We start from the raw sequence: 24,983 nt of genomic DNA on the forward strand, positions 1-24,983 counted from the left end.
CCTATTCGCTTAGACCGCCGCTGTATGTAATCAGTGTTGCATCTTGAACGCCATAAACCTTTGAAAGGCCATCGATAAATTTGGTGTCTGCCCCCATCAGCGTGATTTCAAGGGTCAACTCTATGGAGCCTGCAGAAGCTGTTTTTGATTTGATCCTATAATCGAGGGAACTTATAATCTTAAAGACATCTTCTTTTGCATCCTCAGAGTAGTGAATGATCAACATATACACATCATTGGTGATCCTATACCGGGCAAAAAGGGTGATGACCAGGCCGATAAACAAGGATCCTATTATGGAAATCATAAAAAGACTGGCGCCACAGGAAATACCAACTGCAATGGCCCAAAACATAAAGACGACATCGAGAGGGTCTTTAACAGCAGTACGAAAGCGTACAATGGAAAGGGCACCAACCATACCCAGTGATAAGACTAAATTCGAACTGATTGTCATGATTACAAGGGCGGTGATTTGCGTCATTAAAACAAGGGACACATTATAATTATGAGAATAAAGAGGCCCATTGTATGTTTTTCTGTAAATATAAAAAATAAACATGCTGACACCAAAAGCAAATAGCAGGGCTATAAGGATGTCAACAAAGGATATTGAACCGAAAAAATCCGACTTACTCAAACTGTTTCTAAGCAGGTCTGTGAATGTGAATTGGTTCATAAGTGTAAACCGGTTCATTGTGTGCTCCTTCCTTGTGGTGTCTTTATGTGTTAACGAGTAAACTTAAAACTTCTATCAAGCTGCAATCTTGAAAGGCTATATTTGGAGAATGCCGTTTGTGTCGTGTCTATAACTTGAATCAGCTCCCTAATATAGTTTGGTAAAAACCTTTTATACTTTACCTCGAAAACATAAAGCGGCTCAGTCATAATAGGATTTGATGCCGGTTTTTTTGTAAACAAATCTTCTGATGGCAAACTGGACTTTATGTGTGCATCAAAACAGATTCGAATGCCTTCATAGTTGAGGAGATAAGCTTCTCTTTTATACTGGACAACCACCTTGGGGGTTAAACGTCGTGACTTACAGTCAATGACAAAATCCTTGTAAAGAGAATGGTCATAGGCATTTATATTGAGGTAAAGTGGATCTCTCAGAGCGGTCATTACAATTGATTTATCAATACGCATGTCTGTTTTATAAGTTATGCCGCCTATTTTTTCCTTTTTCTCAAGTTTAATAAAAGCATCAGAGTGATCATAATACCGAATTCGAAACTTTTTGCGTTCGAATACCCCATCCACCTTTTCGTAGAAGGATGTATCGAAGGGATCATCAAAGTATATGCTACTAACAGTATAGAACTCCCCACCGGAATTATTGGGGTCGATTTTGAGGACTCTGGGGAGCAATTGTTTTAGTAAGTAGTAGTCTTTTTTTCCAATTAAGTACTTGAGTTCAAAACGGCCGGAACGTTCTCCCATGCAATCACCTGTTTTCTTTTATGACAAATTTCTTGATACCATACCGCACTGCGCCTGTATCATCAACGATTTCATCCATGGCAACTTGCTTATGTCCCTTGGCATCAATGACAGTAACGCGCCAGTAGTACACACCAGGTTTTAATGAACGGACTGAAATTTCATTGAAATTGAGAACTTCTTCGTAAAAAACGGTATCGAATGTTGATGTTGTGCTGAGTTCAAAATGATATTTTAGGGCATCGCCTTGAATATCAAACGAACGGTCCCAGCTAAACAGACTGTATTCACCAAGGGATGTGGCGTCACCTAAAAAAATAGGCATTGGCTTTTCTAGACTGTCGTAATAGCGCTTTAAGTTTTCATCAAGTATGGTTTTGAGACGCTCAGCTTCTTCAACGTGCTGTTCTAAACTAGCTCTTAAATGATTGACATCTGGTTCTCTAGATATATAAGGAAAAACAACTGACTCGTACTGGTCAATCATACTTGGTAAATCCATTTCTGAAAGCTGATAGTAAAGTTCATCAACACGACGGTTGAGTTTTTCAATATTGTCCACTTCTCTAAAGTATCGGCTGTGCAAGTTGGTGCTCCAGTAGTTGGCAAGGCCAAGGCGCCATGGTGGAATGTAGTTGGACTCAAAATCTTTGACTTGATTATAGTAATCAAAGGCCCCATCATAGTCCCAAGGAAGAAAATAAAAATGCTCTAGATTTTTCGGTCGATAGAGCATGAAATTTTGAGTGTTTGTATCCCTGTTATCTAGGAGTATATTCACTGCCAACCAAGTCAGGTAGTTGTCTATTTGAAAATGCTCAGTCATAACCGTATCGATGTTTACAAAGTAGCTGTTGACATCCTTTAGCATGTCAATAAGTTCAATGTGGTCACCGCCGTTTTCTATACCCAAAATCTTTTCGAAATCGTCTTCATTGTATTTCTCATCGGTGACAGCACGAATGTCTTCATCCATTTGGAAAAAAAGTTTTCAGCCTTATACACTTGACCATCTTCATCTAGGCCATGGCTTTCAAGGTAGTCATCGTCGATGGACTCAACGTGGGTAAAAAGACCATAATCAACAAATTCTGCGTCTAAGTCACCTTGACTGAGATCTTTAATAAAGACGTGCATAAATTTCGTTCTTAGACTTGGAAGATGATCAATTTCTTTCATAATGTCAAAGGCCAGTTTGTTTCTAAAGCGGGTGATATCGTATGGGTGTTTATTAAGGTTTATCTTATCAAAGCCCAGCCACCGTCCCAGTCTGTTGTTGAGGTTGACTCGGTAAGACTTTTGATCGGCCAGTCTTGTTGACCGCCCTCTGATTTCTATTGTGGCGTTGGCATCTGTAAGTCCATAGCCGTAGTCCCCAACTCTAGGACCTTTTAAGTCACCCTCTTGAAATAAGACGGGCAACTCTGGATCATTTAAATCAAGGTAGTCTTCATCGTTATTAATATCTCTAAAAGTGAACCTTTGCAGGGAGCCGGGCGGTGTTTGGAAGACCGTTAAGTAAACCACATGGACCTGAAGGGGATCGTCGTTTTCGTATATACTGAGGTCTTCTTGTATATCTGGCGCTTCAACGAGTTCCTCGCCAACACCTAGTATGTTTTCTCCAGATTCGCACCCTGTGAGGATGAGGGACAAGAGTATCAATATAATGAATGATTTAAAAAGAGATTTCATAGCATCACCTGTCTTACCGAATGTTGATTTATTGAACGATGGGAAATAGAGTCCTCCATATAATTAGAGTGGTTTATTATACTTAAGTACCCATCTAAAAGCATAATATCTCAATATTGTAAGATTTCCCACTAAAACTATCGACTTTTTTCGACAAAATTTGCAAGGTGATGCAACATTGGTATTATGCTGTTTGCGGATCTTTCGTAAAGCTAATAAAAATGTTATAATTTAGGTTGTTGATAAAGTTAAGAATTATTTGACAATGTAGGAAGAGGGAATATTATGGCAAAACTTAGAGAAAGAGCCGAAATCCCAGAGCAGTATAAATGGGATATTGAATCAATGTATGAAACGAGTGACCTTTGGGAAGCTGATTTTAAAAGAGCACAAGCTCTTATACAGGAGATCAGCGCCTTAAAGGGGACGGTAACAAAAAGCAAAGATAGTTTGTTGAAGGCCTTAGAAACTGATTTGAAACTAGACCGAGTCTTAACCAACATATTCACTTTTGCAAGAATGAAGCAGGATGAAAATACAAAGAATGCAACTTACCAAGCTATGACTTCGCGCGCTGAGAGCCTTGGAACGGAAGCATCCAGTGCAAGTTCCTTTATTGTTCCGGAAATATTGGCAGCTGATGCGGATCTTATTTGGAGCATGGTTGAGTCTTCAGAGGCATTGTCATTATACAAGCAGTATCTTGACAATATCATGCGGAGCAAGCCCCATGTTTTGAGTGCGGAAGAAGAAGAACTTCTTGCAAGTGCAGGAGAGCTCGCTTCGGCGCCATCTAATATTTTTGGTATGCTCAACTCAGCGGATTTAAAATTTCCAGTTGTTAAGGACAGTGAAGGCAAGGATCTTCAATTGTCCCATGGAAACTTTATTCCAACCCTAGAATCGAGAGACAGGAGACTGAGACAAGATGCCTTTAAGGCCTACTACAGTGTTTATGAAGACCATAAAAACGCACTGGCCATGATGGTACAATCTGAAGTCAAAAAGAATATATTTTATTCAAAGGCAAGAAAACATAGGTCGGCCAGACATGCATCACTTCATAAGAACAACGTGGATGTTGCAGTGTACGACAGCCTGGTGGATGCTGTGAATGAGTACTTGCCAGCCATGCACAAATACATGGAACTAAGGAAGAAAGCCCTTGGTGTGGATGCCCTTCATATGTATGATGTTTACACGCCGATTGTTAAGAACGTGGATATGAAGGTGCCTTATGAAAAGGCGACAGAAACCGTTTTAAAAGCCTTAGCGCCTCTGGGACAGACCTACTGTTCTGTGGTGGAAAAAGCTTATGAAGAGGGTTGGATTGATGTATATGAGAATGTTGGAAAGAGAAGTGGTGCTTATTCGTTTGGCACATACGATTCTAAACCTTTTATACTTCTAAATTATCACGACACCCTTGATAATATGTTCACCCTTGCCCATGAAATGGGGCACTCTATGCATAGCTATATGACAAGAAAAAACCAGCCATATGTCTATGGAAACTACAGCATTTTCCTAGCAGAAGTGGCATCTACAACTAATGAAGCCCTCTTGACAAATCATTTGCTTGAAACATTAGAAGATGAGACAGAAAAGCTCTACTTGCTTAACCACTACCTTGAATCCTTTAGAGGCACAGTTTTTAGACAGACTATGTTTGCAGAGTTTGAAAGAGACATCCACTCTATGGTTGAAAGTGGACAGGCTCTGACTGCGGAAGTCTTATCATCCCATTATCGAAAGTTAAATGAAAAATATTATGGACCAGCAATGATTATTGACAAGGAAATTGACTTGGAGTGGGCAAGAATTCCTCACTTCTATTACAATTTCTATGTTTTCCAGTATGCCACTGGTTTTTCAGCGGCTGTATCTCTGTCTGAACAAATACTAAAAGAGGGTCAGCCGGCTGTGGATAGATATCTAAACTTTCTTGGAGCAGGCCGTTCGGAGTATCCGCTGGATATTATGGAAAAAGCGGGAGCCGATATGCGTTCTGGACAACCTGTAAGAGATGCCCTTAAGAAGTTTTCAGAACTTGTCGATGAAATGTCTGCTCTTTTAGAAGAATAGGAGGTCGAAAATGGCAATTGTTCAGCTAATTATCGTGCCGATTGGGACAGAAACACCGAGTGTCAGCCGATATGTGGCAGCCTGCCATAAGGTGCTTGACAATTACAAGGAACTTAAATACGAGTTGACGCCGATGAGCACTTGTATTGAGGGTGACCTTGATGTAATCTTAGAGGCTGTTCGTCAAATGCATGAGGTGCCCTTTGAAAACGGAGCCCAGCGGGTGTCCACATCAATAAAAATTGATGACAGACGGGACAAAGAGGGGACTATGGAACAGAAAATCAAAGCCGTCATGGAAAAGTTGTAACTAACATATTTGATCCCAGTCATGAAAAGATAGTTTGTGACTGGGATTTTTATTGCCCTAAATAAATCCAAGGTAAAAAGGCTCAAATAGCAGGGCATATTGGATTATAAAGCGGGTATAAGAGGTATGACTTTAACTCTTGGGGGGATAATATGAACTGGATAACAGTAAAATTGAGAAGACTTTCTACAAAGTTGTATTTGGTGTTTATACTTATGTTTATAACCCTTACATCTGTTGTGGTTACAAGTTATGTGGCCATAGAAACCCAGCGTCAACATCTGATATTAACAGATGTTCTGGGAGAGCAGGAGATACTGACTGAGCGGGTCACTTTTACACTGACAAGCATTGGGGAAATGGGCCTGAACAATGTCAGTGACTACAAGGACATTGTCAATGAAAAAAAAGAATTTGTTGACACTTACTACAACCGTGTCAAAAATATACTCATTGGTTTTAAAAACTATGAATTTGAGTACACGCCTGGTAATGTGATAGAACTAGACTTTTCAGACGATTTTAGGGTCGAGTTTGATAAGGCTGTAGACATAACCCTTGAAATATGGAATGAGATGCAAATTTATAAGGATCATCTTACAGATCCACAGCAGTTAGAGGATAGAAGCCAGTATAAAATGAAGCTTGAAGAACTAAAAGTTCTCAATGACAAGATTCTTGATAATGCAGGCTTTGTCGCTCGAATTTGTCGGGAAGAAGCTGAGCGAAAAATGGCATTGAGCAAGAAGTTTCAGTATGGTTCGATTGTCTTTTCTATGGGTGCACTTGTACTTTTGATCTATTTGATCACAGCTAATTTTTATAATCCTATAGTAGAAATTCGAGCCATATTCAAGAAAATGAGTAAAGGTGATTTAACAGAAAGGTTCCAAAGGACACGGGCGGATGAGTTTAAAGATTTATATGATAACTTTAATTTTTTTCTAAATAACTTGGAAACTATTTTCAAACTGGAAGACAAAATTATATTTGAGAATCAGTTGGATGATATATTGTTGTATATGTTTAGTGAATTTGGAGCTTTTATACCATTTATTCAAATTAGACTAGAATATGAAACCTTGCATGGGACACATATAGAACGAATTATCAGTGGTGGGGATGTGACGGAGTACGAGCACGATGACCATCTTATAAAGAAATATGACGATGTGACACGTGTGGCCAGTCGAATTGCCTTGCCTATTAAAGTTGAAAAGAATAATTTCGGGACCCTTTATTTGGAGTTTGATTCAGAAGATGATATAGAAGAGAGCCATATAAGTTTTACAAAATTACTAAAGGAGAAAATTGCCTTTGCCTTTTACAAGGGTTTCTTTTTAAAGAACCTATTAACCATTGTGACCAATGGACTCTCCGAGATGACAGAAGCACGTGATCCAGAAACAGGCAATCATTTAAAGCGAATGTCCCTTTATTCGCAAATTATTGCTTCAAGACTTTATGAAGCGGGGGTTTATAAGGAACATATAAATAAAGCCTTTGTAGAAAACATATTAATATGTGCTCCTATGCATGATATAGGGAAGGCGTCTATTCCGGATAGCATATTATTGAAACCAGGTAAGTTAACGGATGATGAGTATGAAATTATGAAAACACATGCTGCTAAAGGCTATGAGGTTCTTGAACATATTGATAGAGATTTTAAAAGATTTAATGTGAATTATTTCTCGATGGCAGCTCAAATTGCCCTAGGACACCAGGAAAAGTATGATGGATCAGGGTATCCTGGTGGAAAAAAAGCGCTTGAGATCCCTATTGAAGCACGAATATGCGCTTTGGCTGATGTCTTTGATGCCTTAACATCAAGGAGGCCTTATAAAGAAGCCTTTCCTTTGGATAAAAGTTATCAAATTATTAAAGAATCATCGGGCAGTCACTTCGACCCCGAGGTTGTGGACGCTTTTTTCAGTGCACAGCATAGAATTGAAATGGTTTATCATGCATATAAAGAAATTTAAAGCCAAACGGATCAATACCATAATCGACCGCTCTTCGCCTTGGCAGAGCGGTCGATTTTAATTATCCTGTAACGATGTCAAAGGCAAATTAGATGTATAATGATAAGTGTACAGCTTTAACAAACCAATATAAAAAACAATATAGAAAAAAACAATATAGAAAAATTAGTATTGAAAAGGAGATATCTATGCGCTTTATAAAAAAATCTATTGTGGGGCTTTTATGTCTAGCACTGGCCACGTCGTCACTGGTTTCATTTGCCCTTGAAGATAATAGCCAGGACAATCAGTTTAATCTCTACTATGCATTTAATTCAAACAGTCAATTTACCAGCTTTATGAACCGAGGTGTTTCTGATCGTGTTAAAAGTATTACCTTTGGCTGGGCCAGCCTGCAGCCTGATGAAGAGGGTGTGTTGAAGCTTGAATACAATAGTGGAGACTTCCGTATTCCAAATGGCTATGAGGCTGTTCTAAAAGAAGCTCGAGATAATAATGTAAAAGTCTATTTAAATATATTCTATAGTGGGTCATATGACAATTTACTGGGGTCAATTGAAGCCTTGACAAAAGATATTCAAAATTTAGTAAGTGGAAGCAAAGTGGAAGGCCTCTCTTTTGATGGTGTTGTCATAGATTTGGAAAATCTTCATAGTGATGACCAAACAAACTTTTCTGCCTTTGTTTGGTTCGTGAACAGTGCTTTAAAGAGGGATGATAAAGAAGTCTATGTAGCGCTGCAACCAGGTCGAGGCACACAGTACAATATTTTAGACAAGCACACAGATGGTTATATATTTATGTTCCATGATTATGAACCTAAGTATTATAGTCTTCCGGTGAATGAATCAAAGCCTGTGGTAACCCCTTTGGCACCCATGGACAAGGTCATGGATGACTTGAAAAACGAACTAGACTTGATAAGTGAAGAAAAGCGGAGCAGTGTTATGCTTCAGCTTAACTTGGCAACGGCTCAGTGGAAAGTGAAATCTGGTGTTATTGCCGGTCCGGGTGGAGAACGCTATCCATACAGACCAACCTATGAATCTCTGGTACAGAGAATGGCTATTCTCGAAAGGGAAGACGCCCAAGGTTTTAAAAGATTTGAGGATGGATCACCCTACTTGCACTACTTCGACAGTGCTGACGGCACTTGGAACTCTATTTGGTATGAGGATGAAAGTAGTTTGAAGGCCAAAATTGAGGCCGCTCAAGACTTGGGCATTAACAATTTCTCTATTTGGAGAATGGGCAATTTACCTGAAATCAGCAGATATAATTTGAATATTCCAAAGGCCCTTCAACTGATCAATTAAACAGTTTAAATGTATCAGTTCTAACAGATGATCCGTAAGGGATATGGTGGCATAAGTTTGTAATTTTGCAAGGCTGTGAATTAATCTTCATGAAAGCTTGGGCGAGCACCATCCATTTGCTATAATGTTTACAAATGGTTTGTTGGGAGGCAAAGATAATGAATACAGAATTTTTCAAAGGAAATCGAGAAGCTTTTGTGGAGAAACTTCAAGATGACAGTGTGGCGGTGTTTTTTTCTGGCCAGGCCCCATATTACTCGGGTGACGGTCAATACCCTTATACACCCAATAAGAATTTTTATTATTTAACAGGCTTGGAACGAGAAAATTTCGTCCTTCAGTTTGTAAAGAAAAAAGGTAAGACAAAAACAACCTTGTTTATAGAAAGACCCAATCCAGACATAGAAAAGTGGATTGGTATAAAAATGCGTAAGAATGAAGCGAAAGACATTAGCGGTATAGAAACAATTGCATTTGCAGACGAGTTTGAAAACCAGTTTAACCGCCTTCTCATGGATGGTGATTTTGAAAGACTATATCTTGACATTGAAAGACAAGGCTTTAAAACACCAAAAACATATCCTATGATCTTTGCGGACCAAGTAAGAGATAAATACGCTTTCGTACAAATCAAAACAGTCCAAAAGATTATGGCTGAACTTCGTGTTGTGAAAAAGGCAGAAGAGGTGCAAGCACTGAAAAAAGCCAATGGTCATACTAAGGCGGGATTTGAAGCCATTCTAAAAGCCATTGAACCTGGCCTTAAAGAATATGAAATGTCAGCCCTTTTCGAGTACAAGGTAAGATGTTCAGGCTCCAAAGGTCTTGGATTTCCTACAATTGCAGCATCTGGCGGCAATGCAGTGGTTCTTCACTATGTTGAGAACGATGCCACAATGCAGTCAGGAGACCTGCTCCTTCTTGATTTTGGTGCCCTTCATGACAATTATAGTGCAGATATAAGCCGGACGATACCTGTTGATGGCAAGTATACAGATAGACAAAAGGTGCTTTATAATATAGTTCTTAAAGCGCAAGAAGCGGTTATTGAAGCCATTAAACCAGGTCTACCATATGCAAAACTTAATGAGATTTGTAAGGAAGTCCTTCTTACACAGTGCAAGGCCATAGGCTTATTTGAAAAAGATGAAGACCTAGCCAAGTACTACTACCACGGGGTGGGGCACTATCTTGGACTTGATACCCATGATATTGGCAACCGTGAAACGACGCTAGAACCAGGCATGGTTGTTACAGTGGAACCTGGCCTATACATTGCCGAAGAAAATATTGGTATCCGCATTGAAGACGATATACTGGTTACCGAAGACGGGTTCGAGAACCTTTCTCTTGGTATTCCAAAGACCGTGGAAGAAATAGAAACATTCATGTCAAATTAATCAGTTAAACAGGAATTGTTTTGGTTCACATGGTCAACTTGGGCTATAATGAAAATGGTACATAAATTTCCCGCTGCATAGGTTATGCGGCGGGAATCATAATGGAAGTGATTTTATGGCAAGAAGAAAATATTTAAAACCTGAAGAAATAGAATTTGTAATAGAGGAACTGGAAAAACTTTATCCGGACGCCAAGGCAGAACTTGATTTTACAACACCTTTTGAACTACTTATTGCAACCATACTATCGGCCCAGTGTACGGATGTTCGCGTTAATATAGTCACAGCGGAACTTTTTAAAGTGGCATCGACGCCCCAAGATATTGTGGAGATGCCCCTAGAGACTTTACAGGACTATATTCGAACTTGTGGCTTGTACAAGTCTAAATCTAGCAATATTAAAGCGACATGCGAAAGACTTGTGAATGAGTATAATTCAGAAGTTCCAAGTGACAGGGATGAACTGGTCAAACTCCCTGGCGTTGGACGAAAAACAGCCAATGTTGTTGTCAGCAATGCCTTTGACCAACCGGCGATAGCTGTTGACACCCATGTTTTTAGGGTCTCTAATAGGTTGGGACTGGCCCACAGTGAAAATGTCCTTGAAACAGAAAAACACTTGATGAAGAGACTTCCTAAAGAGAAGTGGTCTAAAACCCATCACACACTTATATTTCATGGTCGAAGACAGTGCAAAGCAAGAAAACCAAGTTGTGAGACTTGCCCTGTAAACAGTGTGTGTCTTTACCATAAATATAATACGAAGTAACTCTGATACCCACTTTTTTCAGTCAAATGGATAAATGTCAAATAGATAGAAGCGAGTAGGCAAGTAACTAGGAAAGGTAAAATGGTGGACCGTATGAATTCAATGCCACTGAATCAGCAAAACTTAATTTTTTCTCTGGATATCGGAACACGAAATGTGGTCGGAACAATCGCAGAGAAAGTCGATGAATCTTATATCGTTCATGACTATGAAATTATGGAGCACCCTGATCGTGCTATGCTAGATGGACAAATACATGACATAGACAAGGTGACCCGAGTTGTTGAAAAAGTAAAGGCGGCCCTTGAAGACCGCAGTGGTATTGAGCTGAAGAAGGTCGCCATTGCGGCAGCAGGACGTGCTCTCAAGACACAGTCTATTCGTGTGGAGAGAAATCTTGATTACACGCAGGAAATCGAGAAATCACTTATGGATAGTGTTGAAATGGAAGGGATTCAACTGGCTCAGCACAAGCTTGGGGAAACAGATCCTCTTGCTGAAACTAGGTATTACTGTGTCGGATATTCTGTGGTTAATTACTATCTTGATGGTGGTATGATTATCAATCCTAAAGGGCATAGGGGGTCAGTCTTATCGGCAGAAATGATAGCGACCTTCTTACCCCATATTGTTGTGGACAGCTTGTATACAGTTATGTCACGCGCTCATTTGGAAGTAATTAGTCTGACTCTGGAGCCGATTGCAGCCATTAATATTGCCATTCCTCAAAAACTCAGATTGCTAAACTTGGCCCTTGTGGATGTTGGGGCAGGCACATCGGATATTGCCATCACAAAGGACGGCTCCATTGTTTCATATGGTATGGTGGACATGGCTGGCGATGAAATTACAGAGGTTATTGCAAGGGAGTTCCTGCTCGACTTTGATGCTGCAGAAGATTTAAAGCTTAGACTTATGCGTGAAGAAGAATTAACCTTCAGTGACATTGTGGGTATACCATATACCATGCATAGAAATGACATATTAAAAAGACTTGATTCGACTCTTGATAAAATCACAAAGAATATTTCTGATAGGATTCATGAAGTCAATGAAAAACCACCAAGTGCTATATTCTGTATTGGTGGAGGTTGCCAAGTGCCAGGATTTACAGAAAAACTAGCGGCTTGTCTTGAGTTGCCAAAAGAAAGAGTGGTAATAAAAGGCACTGAAATGTTAGAAAATATTGAGTTTAAACCAGATCCGTTAAATGGGCCTGAATATATAACACCCATGGGGATTGGGTTCACAGCCTTTAATGATCGAGAACACGATTTTTTACAGGTCACAGTGAATGAAAAACCGATTCGACTTTTTAATTCGAAGCAGTTGACTGTCTCAGATGCGCTTATCCTAGTCGGTTTTAATGCTAGAAAGCTTTTAGCAGAACGTGGTGACGCCTTTCAGATCACCTATAATCAGGAGCAGAGAACCATACTGGGAGACTACGGTGAGCCGGCACGTATTTTTATTAATGGGGGCCCAGCAAGCCTAGATACCAAGTTGAGAAACAAAGACGCCATTCACATTGAACCAGCTATACCTGGACGCATACGTGAAATGCGACTGGATGAACTTGTGGACATTCACGGAAAGATTCAAGTGAATGGGCATGACATTGGCCTGACACGCGGTGTTCGGGTCAACGGAGAACTTAAAAATGAAAATTACATTTTAAAACCAGAAGACACTGTCGAAGTTCTCGACATTCAAAATATAAACGACCTTGCAAGTCATCTTGACCTTTCTCTTGATCATATTGGTTTTAAGGTCAATGGACAGATGGCAGAGCCAGATCGAGAAATTAGAAGAAATGACACAGTTCAGTGGGTTAAACTAGAAAAAGAAGACCCAGATATTTTAACTGTGGACGATGTTGTTGAAGAAATTGATGTTATAAGAGAAAGTGCCCATGCCGAGCAGGTGATTCAGGAAGAGGAAAGTCGTGGCCAGGATCAAGGGGAAGAAGAACTTTCGAAAATGTATCATCTTATGATCAATGGCAGTCCCGTACAAATTGAGACAAAGAAAAAGTCCATGATCTTTGTGGATATATTCGAACATATAGATTTCGATATAAGCACACCTAAAGGTATACTTGACTTGAAACTTAATGGTTCTAGGGCAAGGTATACTGATATTCTAAAAACGGGTGATGTGATTGAAATCGGTTGGAGGTAATAATGTCTGAAGCGCTATATGACAAAGAAGTAAAATGTCCTGTATGTGACATGAAGTTTAAGACAAAAAAAGTGAAGACATCACATGTGAAGGTCGTAAAGCGTGATTCGGATTTTTGCGCTTATTACAAGGATGAAAATCCGACATTTTATGGTGTGTATGTTTGTCCAAAATGTGGATATGCCTCTTTTGAGAGCACATATCAAGACATTTCAGTGGCTCAAGTGGCACAGGTTCGAAAAAAGGTGATGTCCAACTGGAGTGGAAAGGACTATGGTGGCGTTAGAACACTGACCGATGCCATAGAGGTCCATAAAATTGCCCTTCTTAATTTCAATGTTATGGAAGCCAGCAAATTTGCCATTGCAAAGGCTTGTCTTCGTCTTGCCTGGTTTAATCGAATGCTTGAAAATGAAGATGTTGAAATGCAGTTTATTAAGCATGCAGCAAACTATTATGAACAAGCCTTCACAAAAGAGGATTTTGAAGAGGCTGGCGAAGAAGAATATATTGTTTACTATGTCTTAGGGGAGTTGAATCGTAGGTTGGGCGAGTTTAGGAAGGCCACCTCATTTTATGATATGGCCATACGCCACCCTGACATTGAAGATAGAAAACAAATTAAGCAAATGGCACAGGACCAAAGAATGGTCGCTTCTGATGAGTATAGAAAACAGAAAAATGCAGAGGCAAGCAAAGGAGAAGCATAATGAAGGGGAAAGTCACCCTGGTGACAGGCGGGGCGAGAAGTGGCAAGAGCTCGTTTGCAGAAAAGATGTGTTTTGACTGTGGAGAAAAGGTCGGATATATTGCAACGGCTGCGGCCCTTGATGAAGGTATGGTCGACAGAATAAAAAAACACCAGTTAAGGCGGCCAGATGCATGGACGACATTTGAGAAACAAGACCATATTGATGAAATATTCGCCAAGGACAGTTCACAGGCATTTGATGTTTTCTTATTAGATTGTCTTACCGTTCTGGTCACCAATATAATGCTATCGGATTCATCCATTGACTGGGATCAGGTTTCAAGAGACCGTATTGATGGTATTGAAGACGACATCTTGAATCAAGTGAATAAATTGGTCGATATTGTTTTAGAAAAGGGACACGACCTTATAGTGGTTACCAATGAAGTGGGACTAGGGATTGTGCCTGAAAACAGACTTGCACGTGTTTTTAGAGATATTGCCGGAAAAGCCAATGAGTTGGTGGCATCTCGAGCACAGGAAGTCTTTTTTGTCGTTTCTGGCATCCCGATGAAAATAAAGGGGTAGGGATATGAACCAACTCATACTCATGATACAATTTTTTACAAGAATACCGATCAGCATTCAAGTGCCTGCATCGAATTCCGATTTCGCCAAGGGGGTCAAATGGTTGCCCTTGGTTGGACTTCTGATAGGGGGTATACTGGCGGGGATTCACACTATGTGTGCCCCGTATTTTAATGCCCTCACACTGTCTGCACTGGTGGTTTTTCTTGAAGTGTTTTTGTCAGGTGGTCTACATCTTGATGGCCTGGCAGATGCTTTTGATGGACTATACTCCAATAGAGGCAAAGATAGAATTTTAGAAATTATGAAAGACAGTCGCATCGGATCAAATGGGGCCCTTGCCCTTATTGTTCTGATCACTATGAAAATCGCCTTTTTAACAAATCTGTCAGTTGCGGATAGGACGCTTGTGGTTTTATTTATGCCATCTATATCAAGATTTGGAATCGCCCTTGGGTCATGGCTGTCTGTGTATGCCAGAGACGAAGGCATGGGTCAGTTTTTCATAGGCAATGTTTCAAAAGGACAGGTTCTTTCAGCCCTTATTGTTGTTGCAGTGCCCCTGGCGGCTTATCCACCGGGTTATATTGTTCTTGGGGGATCAGCCCTATTTGTACACTTTTATGTAAAGCATGTTAAGCGGATAATTGATGGTATGACAGGTGATACATTAGGAGCTATGATCGAATTATCAGAACTTTTTCAGTTGCCCATTTGGATCATTGTCATACAGCTAATAAAGTAGGTGATTGCAGTGCGTTTTATATTGGTTAGACATGGAGAAACACAGTGGAATACAAGTGGCCGGTTTGGTGGCTATACGGATGTGCCTCTAAATGAAAAAGGTAAGTTACAGGCTGATAATGCTGGACGCAAACTCATGAATGAAAGCATAAACAAGGTGTATTGCAGTGATTTATCAAGAGCAAGAGACACCGCGAAAGCCATTATGAAGCATCACAATTTGCCTATTCACTACAGTCAGGACATTCGAGAAATGAACTTTGGAAAATGGGAAGGTCTGACTTACAAGCAAATTCTTGAAGACTATCCCGACCTATCAAAGAAGTGGGTCGAAGACTATACAAATGTGGCTTGTCTTGAGGGAGAATCCCTAAAGATGTTCTATGACAGAATTGCCGATGCCTTTAAGAATATAAGAGAACAAACCCTGGAAGATGAAACGGTTTTGATCGTAGCCCATTCAGGGGTTATAAAGGGAATTTTATGCAAGGAAATAATAGGTTCAGTGGATGGGTTTTGGAAATTCAAAGTTGAAAATGGTGGCATTGTCCTATTGGAATATGATGGTGATTTTCCAATACTCAGTGCTTTAAATATGTAAAGAGGTGATTGAATGCAGCCGCGGATTGTGATTTCGGGAACCCATAGCGGAGCAGGGAAAACAACGCTCACAACAGGTGTTCTAAGAGCTTTATACAACCGGGGACTTAAGGTCCAACCATTTAAAAGTGGTCCAGATTATATTGATCCTGCGTTTCATTCTTTTGTGGTTAGTCGTGCATCAAGAAACTTAGATGTATGGATGCTTGGAGAAGAGACGACGAAGAACTTGTTTGTAAAAAATGCAAAAGACGCTGATATTTCTGTGATTGAAGGCGTGATGGGTCTATACGATGGACTCGGCACACAGAAAGACATGGGGAGCACAGCGCATTTGTCAAAGGTCCTTAGTGCGCCGGTTATACTCCTTGTTGATGGGAGTGGTATGTCAGCCAGTGCTGCAGCCATTGTTACAGGCTATAAAATGTACGACGAAAATGTGAATATCGCAGGTGTTATTCTCAACAATATGCATGGTGAAAAGCATTATAATTTACTTAGACAAGCCATAGAAAGAGATACTGGTATTCCTTGCGTAGGATATTTAAATAAAAACAGTGCCATCTCTTTAAAAAGCAGACACCTCGGTCTTGTGCCATCAGGAGAAGTGGATGAACTTGATTCAAAACTAAATGAAGTGGCTTCCATGGTCACTGAAACGGTTGATCTAGATAAAATTATTGAAATTGCAAGAGGTGCAAGTTTAGTAGAAGGTAAAAGTACACCAGTTATTCCCCGCGTTGACAAGCCAGTTAGAATTGCAATCGCTAGAGACAGGGCTTTTAATTTCTACTATGAAGACAGCCTTGATTTGATTGAAGAATTAGGAGGACAACTTGTTCCATTTAGTCCAATAACTGATAAAGACTTACCAGAAGATATCGGTGGCATTATTTTGGGCGGTGGATTCCCAGAAGTGTTCGCCAAGGATATTTCTGAAAATCTATCTATGAAAAGCGCTATAAGAAAAGCGGCGGATGCAGGAATGCCAATCTACGCTGAGTGTGGCGGTCTCATGTATTTATGTGATTCTATAGAAAATCTTGAGTCAATAGAGTATGACATGGTGGGTATATTTCCGTTTAAATCTAAAATGACCAAAAGACTCCAACGCTTCGGATATGTCGAGGTTGAGGTGGCATCTGATTCGCCGATTTCAAGCGAGCATGAAGAGACGTTCAAGGCTCACGAGTTTCACAGGTCCATTGTAGAGCATGGGGACAAGGGAAACTTTGCATATCATGTGACCAAGGCAAGACCGGGTGAAAAACATGTTCAGTGGTCGTGTGGACATTTGTATAAGAACTGTCTTGGAGCCTATGCTCATGTACATTTTTATTCGAATATCAATCTAGCTAAAAACTTTGTCGTAAAATGCAGCAATTATATAAATGCTGGAACTGGAAAGGACGTGTAGGGTATGAAGCCTTTAAAAAATAAATCTATTATGATTCAAGGAACAGGGTCATCAGTTGGTAAGAGTATAATCACAGCGGGTCTTTGTCGTGTTTTTTTACAAGATGGACATAGTCCTGCACCCTTTAAATCACAAAATATGGCACTGAATTCCTTCATCACTGAAGAAGGGGGCGAAATGGGCCGTGCACAGGTTGTTCAGGCTGAGGCAGCGGGCATTAAGCCGACTGTTTTAATGAATCCCATCTTACTGAAGCCTTCTACGGATAAGAAAGCACAAGTGATTCTAAATGGTAAAGTGCATAACAATATGTCTGCAACGGAGTATCATGACTACAAACCAGCCTTAAAGGAAATGATTCACAGTGTATACTCACAGCTGCTTGACCAACATGGGCTTGTTGTTATAGAAGGTGCTGGTAGTCCTGCCGAGATCAACCTTAGAGAAAACGACGTTGTAAACATGGGAATGGCTGAAATTGCAGATTCTCCTGTTCTCCTTGTCGGTGATATAGACAGAGGCGGTGTCTTTGCATCCTTATACGGCACGATTATGCTGTTGACAGAAGAGGAAAGAAAACGTGTTAAAGGGGTCATCATCAATAAGTTTAGAGGTGATGTGGAGATTTTAAAACCAGGTCTGAAAATGCTGGAGGACTTAACGAATATTCCTGTACTCGGTGTTGTACCGTATTCAGATATTCGTGTGGAAGACGAGGATTCCTTGGCAGAAAGATTCAATCATAAGCAAAATTATGATGCCCAGGTTCAAATTGAAGTGCTTTATCTCCCGCATGTTTCCAATTTTACAGATTTCAATGTGTTTGAAACACAAGCAGATGTCAATGTCCGGTACGTTATGCGTGGAGAAGCCATTGGTGATCCTGATGTGCTTATTATTCCAGGCTCTAAAAATACCATTGAAGACTTAATATACTTAAGAAATTCAGGTTTGGATGAACAAATCTTGAGACTAGCAAGAAAAGGCAAACGTATTGTTGGCATTTGTGGAGGCTATCAAATACTTGGTAGAACTCTGAGAGATCCAAAGCATACAGAAAGTTCTGTGGCAGAAACAAACGGTCTAGGACTACTTGGTATTGATACGGAGTTTGCGGTTGAAAAGACCACAACTCAAGTGGATGCTGTGATTAACCATGACCTAGAAGGCGAGTTTGGTTCAGTGAAGGGTATGGACGTTAAGGGGTATGAAATTCACATGGGTCAATCTGAGCGTGATCCTGATGTTAAACCGTTTGTGCACATTCAAAGTCGTTTGGGTGAGTCTGTTGATGTTTGGGATGGAGCCGTTAATGCTGAAGGCAATGTTATGGGGACTTACATTCATGGTGTCTTCGATGATGTGAAATTCTGTAGAACATATCTCAATGCCATTCGTGAATCAAAGGGACTGGAAGCGCTTGAAAGTGACATAAATAGTTTCGATGATTTTAAAGAGAAAGAATACAATAAACTGGCTGATATCATGAGAGAAAATCTTGATATGGATCAAATTTATAAGATTATTCAGGAGTGGTAAAATGCTGGCATTTTGGTTAGGCTATATGGCTGATATTGTTTTTGGTGATCCTTACTGGATGCCGCATCCTATCAGGCTGATTGGCAAACTCATTGAATGGACAGAGTCTGTGATTCGGCAAGTGGCCAAGAAAGACCATGCCCTCAAGGTTGGGGGTGTGATTCTTTTAGGTCTTGTGGTTGGACTTTCCTTTTCTGTACCCTATTACATTTTAAAAGGGGCAGCGGTCCTATCCCCTTGGTTGGCATTTCTTCTGGAGGCCTTGATGGTTTATCAAATTTTGGCAACCAGATGTTTGGATGTTGAAACAAAAAAAGTGAGACTGGAACTGGAAAAGAATGACCTGAAAAAGGCCCGTCAAGCGATTGCCATGCTCGTTAGTCGAGACACGGACATGATGGATAGGGAAGATATTATTAAGGCAGCCGTTGAAACCATGACGGAAAACATAGTAGATGGCATCATCTCTCCAATGTTTTATATGGCCATTGGCGGAGCCCCATTGGGATTTGCCTTTAAGGCTGTGAACACCCTAGACTCTATGGTGGGATATAAGAATGAAAAGTACATGAACTTGGGCTGGGCTTCGGCAAAATTTGATGATCTTGCAAACTATGTGCCAGCACGAATCACAGCGGTCCTGGTTATAGGGGCGGCCTTCGTCTTGCAACTGGATTATAAGAATGCCTACCGTATTTTAAAGCGTGACAAAAGGAACCACAGCAGTCCAAACAGTCCTTTGTCAGAAGCCCCGGCAGCCGGGGCACTGCGCATTGAGCTTGGAGGAAAAGCCTGGTATTTTGGTCAAATGTCGATGAAGCCCACAATGGGAGATCCTCTGGAAAAACCAGATGTCGTCCATATAGTACGATCAAGCAAACTAATGTATATGACAAGTTTTATGGGAATTGTGCTGGCAACAGCATGTGCCTATGTCATTCGATAAAGTTGGGATGAGTAAAATGAAGAAAGAACACGGTGGTAATGTATACAAGGTGAGCCGTGAGACTGGTATGGATATTAAAGACATTATTGATTTTAGTGCCAATATCAACCCATTGGGGATACCGGCTTCTGGCAAAAAAGCCATTGAAGAAAGCATTGAAGGACTGGTGAATTATCCAGATCCGGATTATATTGATTTTAGAAAAGCCATTGGGAGACTGCATGACCTTGACTACGCAAGTGTTGTGCCCGGCAATGGGGCCATAGACAGTCTTTTTGCTGCTGTTGAGGCTGTTCAACCAAAGAAAGTTCTAGTCAGTGTTCCGAGTTTTGTGGAGTATGAAAAGGCTGTGGAAAAATCTGGTGCTGAATATGTGCCATCTTATAGGCTGGAAGATGAGGCGTACACCTTTAATGTTGATAGATTTATTAATGATATGAAAACAGATATTGACCTTGGTGTTATTTGCAATCCCAATAACCCGACAGGAGATATAATTGGGCCTGAGGATATTGAGAAAATCCTTAAACATTGTCAAAGTATTGGAGCATACTTACTTGTCGATGAAGCATTTATGGAATTTGCTGAACGTTTGGGTCAGGAAACATGCATTGGACTCACAGAAAAATATAAGGGGCTTATTGTGTCAAGGTCTCTAACCAAGTACTATGCTGTACCTGGACTAAGGTGTGGATATTTAATAACAAAAGATGTTAACATCCTAGAAAAATTGTTAAGTAAAGCCCAACCTTGGAAACTCAATCATCTGGCTGATCGCTTCAGCCAAAGCGTTGTCTTTGATGAGGCATATAATAGTCAGACCGGGGCATGGTTTCGTGAAGAAAATTCTAGTCTGAAAAAGGCGCTAGACTCTATACCTGGACTTAAAGTCAATGACAGCTATGCCAACTACTTGTTTTTTAAGTATGAAGGAGGCGCCGATATGGCCAAATCACTTCTTGAAAGAGGGATTATGATTCGGACTTGCCATAACTATGATGGCATGGGTGAAAATTACTTCCGAGTGGCCATCAAAGATAAGGCATCAAATGAAAAGCTTATTATGGCGCTTAAACAGATTTGTGAGTAGGTGGTCGAATGAAAAAAGTTGTGGTAAAAGTTCCAGGGAGTTGTGGTGAACTGATACAGGGTTTTTATGGAAAAAATGAAATGCTCGTTTCTTATGCCATAGACTGTTTCTCCACGGTGACCCTGACTGAAACAAAACACTACAAATTATGCATGGACCATGTGAACGCCAAGGCTGTGGTTGCCTTTAAAAGGGCATGCGATTATTTTGAACTGGATCCCAATGGTTTTTCAGTGGATATAAGTTCTGACATTCCCGTTGGCAAGGGCATGGCCTCATCAACTGCTGATATAGTCGGTGTCCTATCTGCTGTTTCTATTTATGCAGGGTGTAGACCAAGTGCCCAGTGGTTGGGGAAAATAGCTGCAGATATTGAACCCACAGATAACATTATGTTTTCTGACTGGGTCTTATTTGATCACTTGAATGGATGCGCCGTGGAGTCACTTCAAACCATTGAAAATTTAGGCGTTTTGGTTCTTGAAATGGATGACACCGTGGATACGGAGCGCCTTAGACAAGAAGGGGCTTTTAAGAAGTCTGACAAGCCAAGAGCTTCAAAGGCTCTCGACCTATTAAGAGAGGCCAGCGAGTCTGGTGATTTGAAAAAGTTAGGTATGGCTATGGAGGTCAGTGCTTTTGAAAATCAGATCGTCTTGTACAAACCCTTTCTAAAAGAACTCATTGATCTAGCGCATGGATTCGATCTCGTTGGCATCAATGCGGCCCATAGCGGAACCGTTCTGGGTGTGGTCTATGAATCTGGAAAAGATATTAGCGGATTTATAGAATCGGCTATGGAAAAGGGGTATTTGACCCCATATAAAAAGAGATATATACATAAAATAATAAAGGGCGGTCCAAGAATAGAGATATTCTGATTGTTATTATGGAGGCTATACGAATGGAAATGATCATTAAGGCTATTATATTGGGTATAATAGAAGGGTTAACAGAATTTCTCCCGGTATCTTCTACGGGACATTTAATACTCGCAAATGACTATTTAAGCTTTGAAGGAGAATTTGCAAATCTATTTGCAATTGTTATTCAAAGCGGTGCCATTGTGGCAGTGCTAATATATTTTCGAGATAAGGTTTTTCCGAAATTCGAATCTAAAGAGAATATGAAAGACTATGTGAGTTTATGGAGCAAAGTGGTTGTTGGAATCATTCCAGCTGGCTTTCTGGGTGTTGTTCTAGGTCTTGATGAAGTCATAGAGCAGTATCTTTTCAGTCCGGTTCCTGTTGCAATAGCCCTAATATTGGGTGCTTTTCTAATTATGTTCGCAGAGAGCAGAATGAAGGATATTAAGGTTGAGCATGAATCAGATATTACATACAAGCAAGCCTTTATTGTTGGTTGTGCACAGTGTATGGCTCTTGTGCCAGGCATGTCCCGTTCTGCTTCAACGATAATAGGTGCTTTGTTCTTAGGGTTTAACAGGTCGGTCGCTGCTGAGTTTTCTTTCTTTCTAGCTATACCAACAATACTGGGAGCAAGCCTTGTTAAACTCCTAAAAGCTGGTTTTGGATTTACGAGTTTTGAGTGGGTGGTTCTTGGCGTGGGAACATTTGTATCCTTTATTGTTGCTTATGTTGTTATTGCCATGTTTATGAACTACATTAAAAAACATGATTTCAAAGTGTTTGCGTATTATAGAATTATTCTGGGCATTGTAGTACTTGTGAGAGCCTTAATGTTTTAAGTAGGGCCTTCCTTGAAAGGAGCATTATAAATGGATAAAGTTGTTATTAAGGCCTGCGGTCAATATGATGTGCAACTTATTAAAGCAGAATTGGAAAAGTCCATAAATGCCCTTGGGGGCCTAAATACTTATGTCCAGTCGGGAGAACGGGTTTTATTAAAAGTAAATCTGCTTATGAAAAAAAGACCCGAAGAAGCAACGACAACACATCCAGCTTTTGTTGAAGCCTTGGCCAGTATTTTCATCGACCATGGTTGTGAGGTGATTATTGGTGACAGCCCTGGAGGGCCTTTCACTGTGAATGCCCTTAGAGGTATTTATAATGCCTGTGGTTATGAGGATATAAAAAACAGGTTGCCAGTTAAGCTGAATATGGACACTGAAGCTGTTGAAGTTGTTAATGAAGGGTGTAAGATATTAAAACGATTAAGCGTAATCCGGGTTATGCATGAAGTGGACAAGGTTATTTCCGTTTCAAAGCTGAAAACCCACGGGATGATGCGCTTCACAGGTGCTGTTAAGAATATGTTTGGCACAATACCAGGACTCATAAAAGCAGAGTATCATTTTAAGATGCCAGGCGTGGAAGAATTTTCGGATATGCTGGTAGATGTATGTTACAATGCAAATCCAGTCTTGTCATTCATGGATGGGATTGTTGGTATGGAAGGGGCTGGTCCTTCGGCAGGTGACCCTCGACACGTAGGTGTCATTCTTACATCAGCAAGTCCATATGCGCTAGACCTTGCTGCAACATATATTGTCGGTATGGAGGGGCAAAGTGTACCAACGGTTGAACGGTCCATAGAGCGTGGGCTTGTTCCTGATCATCATACAAAGCTGGACCTGATAGGAGATCCAATAGAGGACTTTTATATAAAAGACTTTAATATACCTAAAATCGGTAATCCGGAATTTTTAAGAAGGGCACCAAAGCCAATCAAGCAAGCAGCAGACTTTTTGCTCAAGCCAAGGCCTGTTTTTAGTGAGACGACCTGTATAGGCTGTGGAGAATGTGCCCGATGTTGTCCCCCAAAAGCTATAGTCATGGAAAATGGTAAACCGCAGGTGGATTTAGAAATCTGTATTCGTTGTTACTGCTGTCAGGAACTTTGCCCTGCTAAGGCTGTTGATATTCATAAGCCTATTCTAAATAGGATATTGTTTAAGTATTAGTCATTCCAATGACCTATCAGACGAAAACCTTACAAGTAAAGTAGACTATAAAAAAATATAACGATTTGTGAATTAACTTAGGTCCATTGAGCAATTAATTGTATGACATAGCATGGAAGCATGAAAAATATTAGCCTTTTGCGTAAAGACTTTGTGAAAAATTGCAGATCACTGGGTATACAAAAAAAGAATATGCTATAATAGAGTGAGTCTGAATCAGGAGGGAATCAAATGAAGGTTGAATATATTAATCCATTTATAAAGGCAACAACTGAAGTTTTTAAGACAATGCTCAACACAGAAATAAAAACAGGTAAGCCTTACATTAAAGCAAGCCCTTTCACTGCAGATTCACTAATGATTATGGTCGGTATAACTGGTGAAATTCGCGGTCAAGCGTCTATAACAATGAATGCTGAGCTTGCGAAAAAGGTTGCATCCACAACGATGATGGGGATGCCGGTCGAGGAGCTTGATGAATTATCTAAAAGTGCCTTATCAGAACTAGCCAACATGATCATGGGGAATTCAGCCACATTATTGTTCAATGCAGGTGTGAACATAGATATTACACCACCTACGTTAATGATGGGTGAGAATATGCAGGTTTCTGCAGGTTCTATGCGTACAGTATGTGTGCCGTTGTCATGTGAACTTGGGGAAATAAATCTCGATGTATCAGTTAAGGAGTAATTGTGTCAGTTAATATTGTTTTATTTGAACCAGAGATTCCACCGAACACAGGCAATATTGCTCGAACATGTGCTGTGGCGGGTTGTAATCTTCATCTAATCGAACCACTTGGTTTTTCAATTGATGAAAAAGCAGTGCGTCGTGCAGGACTTGATTACTGGGATGATGTGAATATTGAAGTTCACGCCTCTTTTGAGGCCTTTTATAGTAAGTATGGAGACAAGTCAATATACTTCTGTTCTACAAAGGGTGAAAAAGTTTATTCTGATGTGAAGTATGAAGAAGAATGCTACCTTGTTTTTGGAAGAGAGAGTTCTGGTCTCCCAAATGATTTTTATTCCAAATTTAAAGATCAACTTATAAAGATTCCACTCATGGATCTTGAGAGTGCTAGATCATTAAACTTATCTAATGCTGCAGCAATTATAATATATGAAGTTCTGCGTCAGCATGATTTTCCTGGACTTATATAAATATCACTTACGGATAGCCCTGGAAATTGTGAAAGAAAAGTTGTAATGAAAATCTATTAAAAAGATTTATGAATGCCTTTGTGGTGACATGTACATGTCACCACGAAGGCATTTTTGTGCTTTTCCAACAAAGT

General features: G+C 40.2%; 24 protein-coding genes. 20 read left to right on the forward strand and 4 right to left on the reverse strand.

Annotated elements, in window-relative coordinates; genetic code table 11:
- Position 1 precedes the first annotated feature (1 nt).
- Genes ACQ4KW_RS06195 through ACQ4KW_RS06210 form a run of 4 tightly spaced genes read right to left on the reverse strand, consistent with a single transcriptional unit; the run spans position 2 to position 3,138 of the window.
- Positions 2 to 697, reverse strand: a complete 696-nt coding sequence (locus tag ACQ4KW_RS06195) for a DUF4956 domain-containing protein (protein ID WP_430885666.1) — start codon at positions 695 to 697, stop codon at positions 2 to 4.
- 32 nt (positions 698 to 729) lie between these two features.
- Positions 730 to 1,443: a polyphosphate polymerase domain-containing protein gene (locus tag ACQ4KW_RS06200; RefSeq protein WP_430885667.1), complete on the reverse strand. Its 714-nt coding sequence runs from the start codon at positions 1,441 to 1,443 to the stop codon at positions 730 to 732.
- 4 nt (positions 1,444 to 1,447) lie between these two features.
- Entirely contained in the window at positions 1,448 to 2,419 is a 972-nt protein-coding gene (locus tag ACQ4KW_RS06205; protein WP_430885668.1) for a CotH kinase family protein, read from the reverse strand.
- On the reverse strand, positions 2,347 to 3,138 hold the full coding sequence (locus tag ACQ4KW_RS06210; RefSeq protein WP_430885669.1) for a CotH kinase family protein: 792 nt from the start codon (positions 3,136 to 3,138) through the stop codon (positions 2,347 to 2,349). The genes ACQ4KW_RS06205 and ACQ4KW_RS06210 overlap by 73 nt, the downstream gene beginning before the upstream one ends.
- Positions 3,139 to 3,423: 285 nt before the next feature.
- Here ACQ4KW_RS06210 and pepF point away from each other — a divergent pair, with 285 nt between their 5' ends.
- From pepF to ACQ4KW_RS06310, 20 genes are all read left to right on the forward strand, one after another.
- Positions 3,424 to 5,223 (forward strand): oligoendopeptidase F, encoded by a 1,800-nt coding sequence (gene pepF, locus ACQ4KW_RS06215; protein ID WP_430885670.1) that lies wholly within the window; start codon positions 3,424 to 3,426, stop codon positions 5,221 to 5,223.
- 10 nt (positions 5,224 to 5,233) lie between these two features.
- Positions 5,234 to 5,533 (forward strand): MTH1187 family thiamine-binding protein, encoded by a 300-nt coding sequence (locus tag ACQ4KW_RS06220; RefSeq protein ID WP_430885671.1) that lies wholly within the window; start codon positions 5,234 to 5,236, stop codon positions 5,531 to 5,533.
- Positions 5,534 to 5,685: 152 nt separating this feature from the next.
- The gene (locus ACQ4KW_RS06225) at positions 5,686 to 7,518 is read left to right on the forward strand and encodes an HD domain-containing phosphohydrolase (protein WP_430885672.1); all 1,833 of its coding nucleotides are present in this window, start codon (positions 5,686 to 5,688) and stop codon (positions 7,516 to 7,518) included.
- A gap of 188 nt (positions 7,519 to 7,706) precedes the next feature.
- Complete coding sequence (locus ACQ4KW_RS06230) at positions 7,707 to 8,834, forward strand: glycosyl hydrolase family 18 protein (RefSeq protein WP_430885673.1); 1,128 nt, start codon at positions 7,707 to 7,709, stop codon at positions 8,832 to 8,834.
- A 158-nt stretch (positions 8,835 to 8,992) separates the two neighbouring features.
- On the forward strand, positions 8,993 to 10,234 hold the full coding sequence (locus tag ACQ4KW_RS06235; protein ID WP_430885674.1) for an aminopeptidase P family protein: 1,242 nt from the start codon (positions 8,993 to 8,995) through the stop codon (positions 10,232 to 10,234).
- Positions 10,235 to 10,349: 115 nt separating this feature from the next.
- Positions 10,350 to 11,003, forward strand: a complete 654-nt coding sequence (gene nth, locus ACQ4KW_RS06240; RefSeq protein WP_430885675.1) for an endonuclease III — start codon at positions 10,350 to 10,352, stop codon at positions 11,001 to 11,003.
- A 93-nt stretch (positions 11,004 to 11,096) separates the two neighbouring features.
- The gene (locus ACQ4KW_RS06245; protein WP_430885676.1) at positions 11,097 to 13,184 is read left to right on the forward strand and encodes a cell division protein FtsA; all 2,088 of its coding nucleotides are present in this window, start codon (positions 11,097 to 11,099) and stop codon (positions 13,182 to 13,184) included.
- A 2-nt stretch (positions 13,185 to 13,186) separates the two neighbouring features.
- Complete coding sequence (locus ACQ4KW_RS06250) at positions 13,187 to 13,894, forward strand: DUF2225 domain-containing protein (protein WP_430885677.1); 708 nt, start codon at positions 13,187 to 13,189, stop codon at positions 13,892 to 13,894.
- A complete protein-coding gene (gene cobU, locus ACQ4KW_RS06255; RefSeq protein WP_430885678.1) occupies positions 13,894 to 14,463 on the forward strand; it encodes a bifunctional adenosylcobinamide kinase/adenosylcobinamide-phosphate guanylyltransferase in 570 nt (189 codons plus the stop codon). The genes ACQ4KW_RS06250 and cobU overlap by 1 nt, the downstream gene beginning before the upstream one ends.
- Positions 14,464 to 14,467: 4 nt before the next feature.
- Positions 14,468 to 15,208, forward strand: coding sequence for an adenosylcobinamide-GDP ribazoletransferase (gene cobS, locus ACQ4KW_RS06260; RefSeq protein ID WP_430885679.1), 741 nt, complete (start codon positions 14,468 to 14,470; stop codon positions 15,206 to 15,208).
- 9 nt (positions 15,209 to 15,217) lie between these two features.
- Positions 15,218 to 15,808: an alpha-ribazole phosphatase gene (cobC, locus tag ACQ4KW_RS06265; RefSeq protein ID WP_430885680.1), complete on the forward strand. Its 591-nt coding sequence runs from the start codon at positions 15,218 to 15,220 to the stop codon at positions 15,806 to 15,808.
- A 12-nt stretch (positions 15,809 to 15,820) separates the two neighbouring features.
- A complete protein-coding gene (locus ACQ4KW_RS06270) occupies positions 15,821 to 17,224 on the forward strand; it encodes a cobyrinate a,c-diamide synthase (protein ID WP_430885681.1) in 1,404 nt (467 codons plus the stop codon).
- Between the two features lie 3 nt (positions 17,225 to 17,227).
- Positions 17,228 to 18,763, forward strand: a complete 1,536-nt coding sequence (locus ACQ4KW_RS06275; protein WP_430885682.1) for a cobyric acid synthase — start codon at positions 17,228 to 17,230, stop codon at positions 18,761 to 18,763.
- Between the two features lies 1 nt (position 18,764).
- Entirely contained in the window at positions 18,765 to 19,709 is a 945-nt protein-coding gene (gene cbiB / locus ACQ4KW_RS06280; protein ID WP_430885683.1) for an adenosylcobinamide-phosphate synthase CbiB, read from the forward strand.
- A 16-nt stretch (positions 19,710 to 19,725) separates the two neighbouring features.
- Positions 19,726 to 20,799: a threonine-phosphate decarboxylase CobD gene (cobD, locus tag ACQ4KW_RS06285; protein ID WP_430885684.1), complete on the forward strand. Its 1,074-nt coding sequence runs from the start codon at positions 19,726 to 19,728 to the stop codon at positions 20,797 to 20,799.
- A gap of 8 nt (positions 20,800 to 20,807) precedes the next feature.
- On the forward strand, positions 20,808 to 21,680 hold the full coding sequence (locus ACQ4KW_RS06290; RefSeq protein ID WP_430885685.1) for a hypothetical protein: 873 nt from the start codon (positions 20,808 to 20,810) through the stop codon (positions 21,678 to 21,680).
- Between the two features lie 23 nt (positions 21,681 to 21,703).
- Positions 21,704 to 22,507, forward strand: coding sequence for an undecaprenyl-diphosphate phosphatase (locus ACQ4KW_RS06295; RefSeq protein WP_430885686.1), 804 nt, complete (start codon positions 21,704 to 21,706; stop codon positions 22,505 to 22,507).
- 30 nt (positions 22,508 to 22,537) lie between these two features.
- Positions 22,538 to 23,683, forward strand: coding sequence for a DUF362 domain-containing protein (locus tag ACQ4KW_RS06300; RefSeq protein WP_430885687.1), 1,146 nt, complete (start codon positions 22,538 to 22,540; stop codon positions 23,681 to 23,683).
- Positions 23,684 to 23,914: 231 nt separating this feature from the next.
- Entirely contained in the window at positions 23,915 to 24,376 is a 462-nt protein-coding gene (locus tag ACQ4KW_RS06305; RefSeq protein WP_430885688.1) for a chemotaxis protein CheX, read from the forward strand.
- 2 nt (positions 24,377 to 24,378) lie between these two features.
- Positions 24,379 to 24,849: a tRNA (cytidine(34)-2'-O)-methyltransferase gene (locus ACQ4KW_RS06310; protein ID WP_430885689.1), complete on the forward strand. Its 471-nt coding sequence runs from the start codon at positions 24,379 to 24,381 to the stop codon at positions 24,847 to 24,849.
- Positions 24,850 to 24,983 lie beyond the last annotated feature (134 nt).

Source organism: Tianxiuia mixotrophica (assembly GCF_050596425.1).
Lineage (GTDB): Bacteria > Bacillota > Clostridia > Peptostreptococcales > Acidaminobacteraceae.

Coding starts and splice junctions, on each gene's coding strand:
- ACQ4KW_RS06250 (WP_430885677.1), top strand. CDS start 13,187: ATGTCTGAAGCGCTATATGACAAAGAAGTAAAATGTCCTGTATGTGAC.
- cbiB (WP_430885683.1), top strand. CDS start 18,765: ATGCTGGCATTTTGGTTAGGCTATATGGCTGATATTGTTTTTGGTGAT.
- ACQ4KW_RS06195 (WP_430885666.1), bottom strand. CDS start 697: ATGAACCGGTTTACACTTATGAACCAATTCACATTCACAGACCTGCTT.
- cobD (WP_430885684.1), top strand. CDS start 19,726: ATGAAGAAAGAACACGGTGGTAATGTATACAAGGTGAGCCGTGAGACT.
- ACQ4KW_RS06270 (WP_430885681.1), top strand. CDS start 15,821: ATGCAGCCGCGGATTGTGATTTCGGGAACCCATAGCGGAGCAGGGAAA.
- ACQ4KW_RS06295 (WP_430885686.1), top strand. CDS start 21,704: ATGGAAATGATCATTAAGGCTATTATATTGGGTATAATAGAAGGGTTA.
- ACQ4KW_RS06210 (WP_430885669.1), bottom strand. CDS start 3,138: ATGAAATCTCTTTTTAAATCATTCATTATATTGATACTCTTGTCCCTC.
- cobS (WP_430885679.1), top strand. CDS start 14,468: ATGAACCAACTCATACTCATGATACAATTTTTTACAAGAATACCGATC.
- pepF (WP_430885670.1), top strand. CDS start 3,424: ATGGCAAAACTTAGAGAAAGAGCCGAAATCCCAGAGCAGTATAAATGG.
- ACQ4KW_RS06200 (WP_430885667.1), bottom strand. CDS start 1,443: ATGGGAGAACGTTCCGGCCGTTTTGAACTCAAGTACTTAATTGGAAAA.
- ACQ4KW_RS06245 (WP_430885676.1), top strand. CDS start 11,097: ATGAATTCAATGCCACTGAATCAGCAAAACTTAATTTTTTCTCTGGAT.
- ACQ4KW_RS06275 (WP_430885682.1), top strand. CDS start 17,228: ATGAAGCCTTTAAAAAATAAATCTATTATGATTCAAGGAACAGGGTCA.
- ACQ4KW_RS06235 (WP_430885674.1), top strand. CDS start 8,993: ATGAATACAGAATTTTTCAAAGGAAATCGAGAAGCTTTTGTGGAGAAA.
- ACQ4KW_RS06225 (WP_430885672.1), top strand. CDS start 5,686: ATGAACTGGATAACAGTAAAATTGAGAAGACTTTCTACAAAGTTGTAT.
- ACQ4KW_RS06205 (WP_430885668.1), bottom strand. CDS start 2,419: ATGGATGAAGACATTCGTGCTGTCACCGATGAGAAATACAATGAAGAC.
- cobU (WP_430885678.1), top strand. CDS start 13,894: ATGAAGGGGAAAGTCACCCTGGTGACAGGCGGGGCGAGAAGTGGCAAG.
- ACQ4KW_RS06305 (WP_430885688.1), top strand. CDS start 23,915: ATGAAGGTTGAATATATTAATCCATTTATAAAGGCAACAACTGAAGTT.
- ACQ4KW_RS06220 (WP_430885671.1), top strand. CDS start 5,234: ATGGCAATTGTTCAGCTAATTATCGTGCCGATTGGGACAGAAACACCG.
- nth (WP_430885675.1), top strand. CDS start 10,350: ATGGCAAGAAGAAAATATTTAAAACCTGAAGAAATAGAATTTGTAATA.
- ACQ4KW_RS06300 (WP_430885687.1), top strand. CDS start 22,538: ATGGATAAAGTTGTTATTAAGGCCTGCGGTCAATATGATGTGCAACTT.
- ACQ4KW_RS06290 (WP_430885685.1), top strand. CDS start 20,808: ATGAAAAAAGTTGTGGTAAAAGTTCCAGGGAGTTGTGGTGAACTGATA.
- ACQ4KW_RS06230 (WP_430885673.1), top strand. CDS start 7,707: ATGCGCTTTATAAAAAAATCTATTGTGGGGCTTTTATGTCTAGCACTG.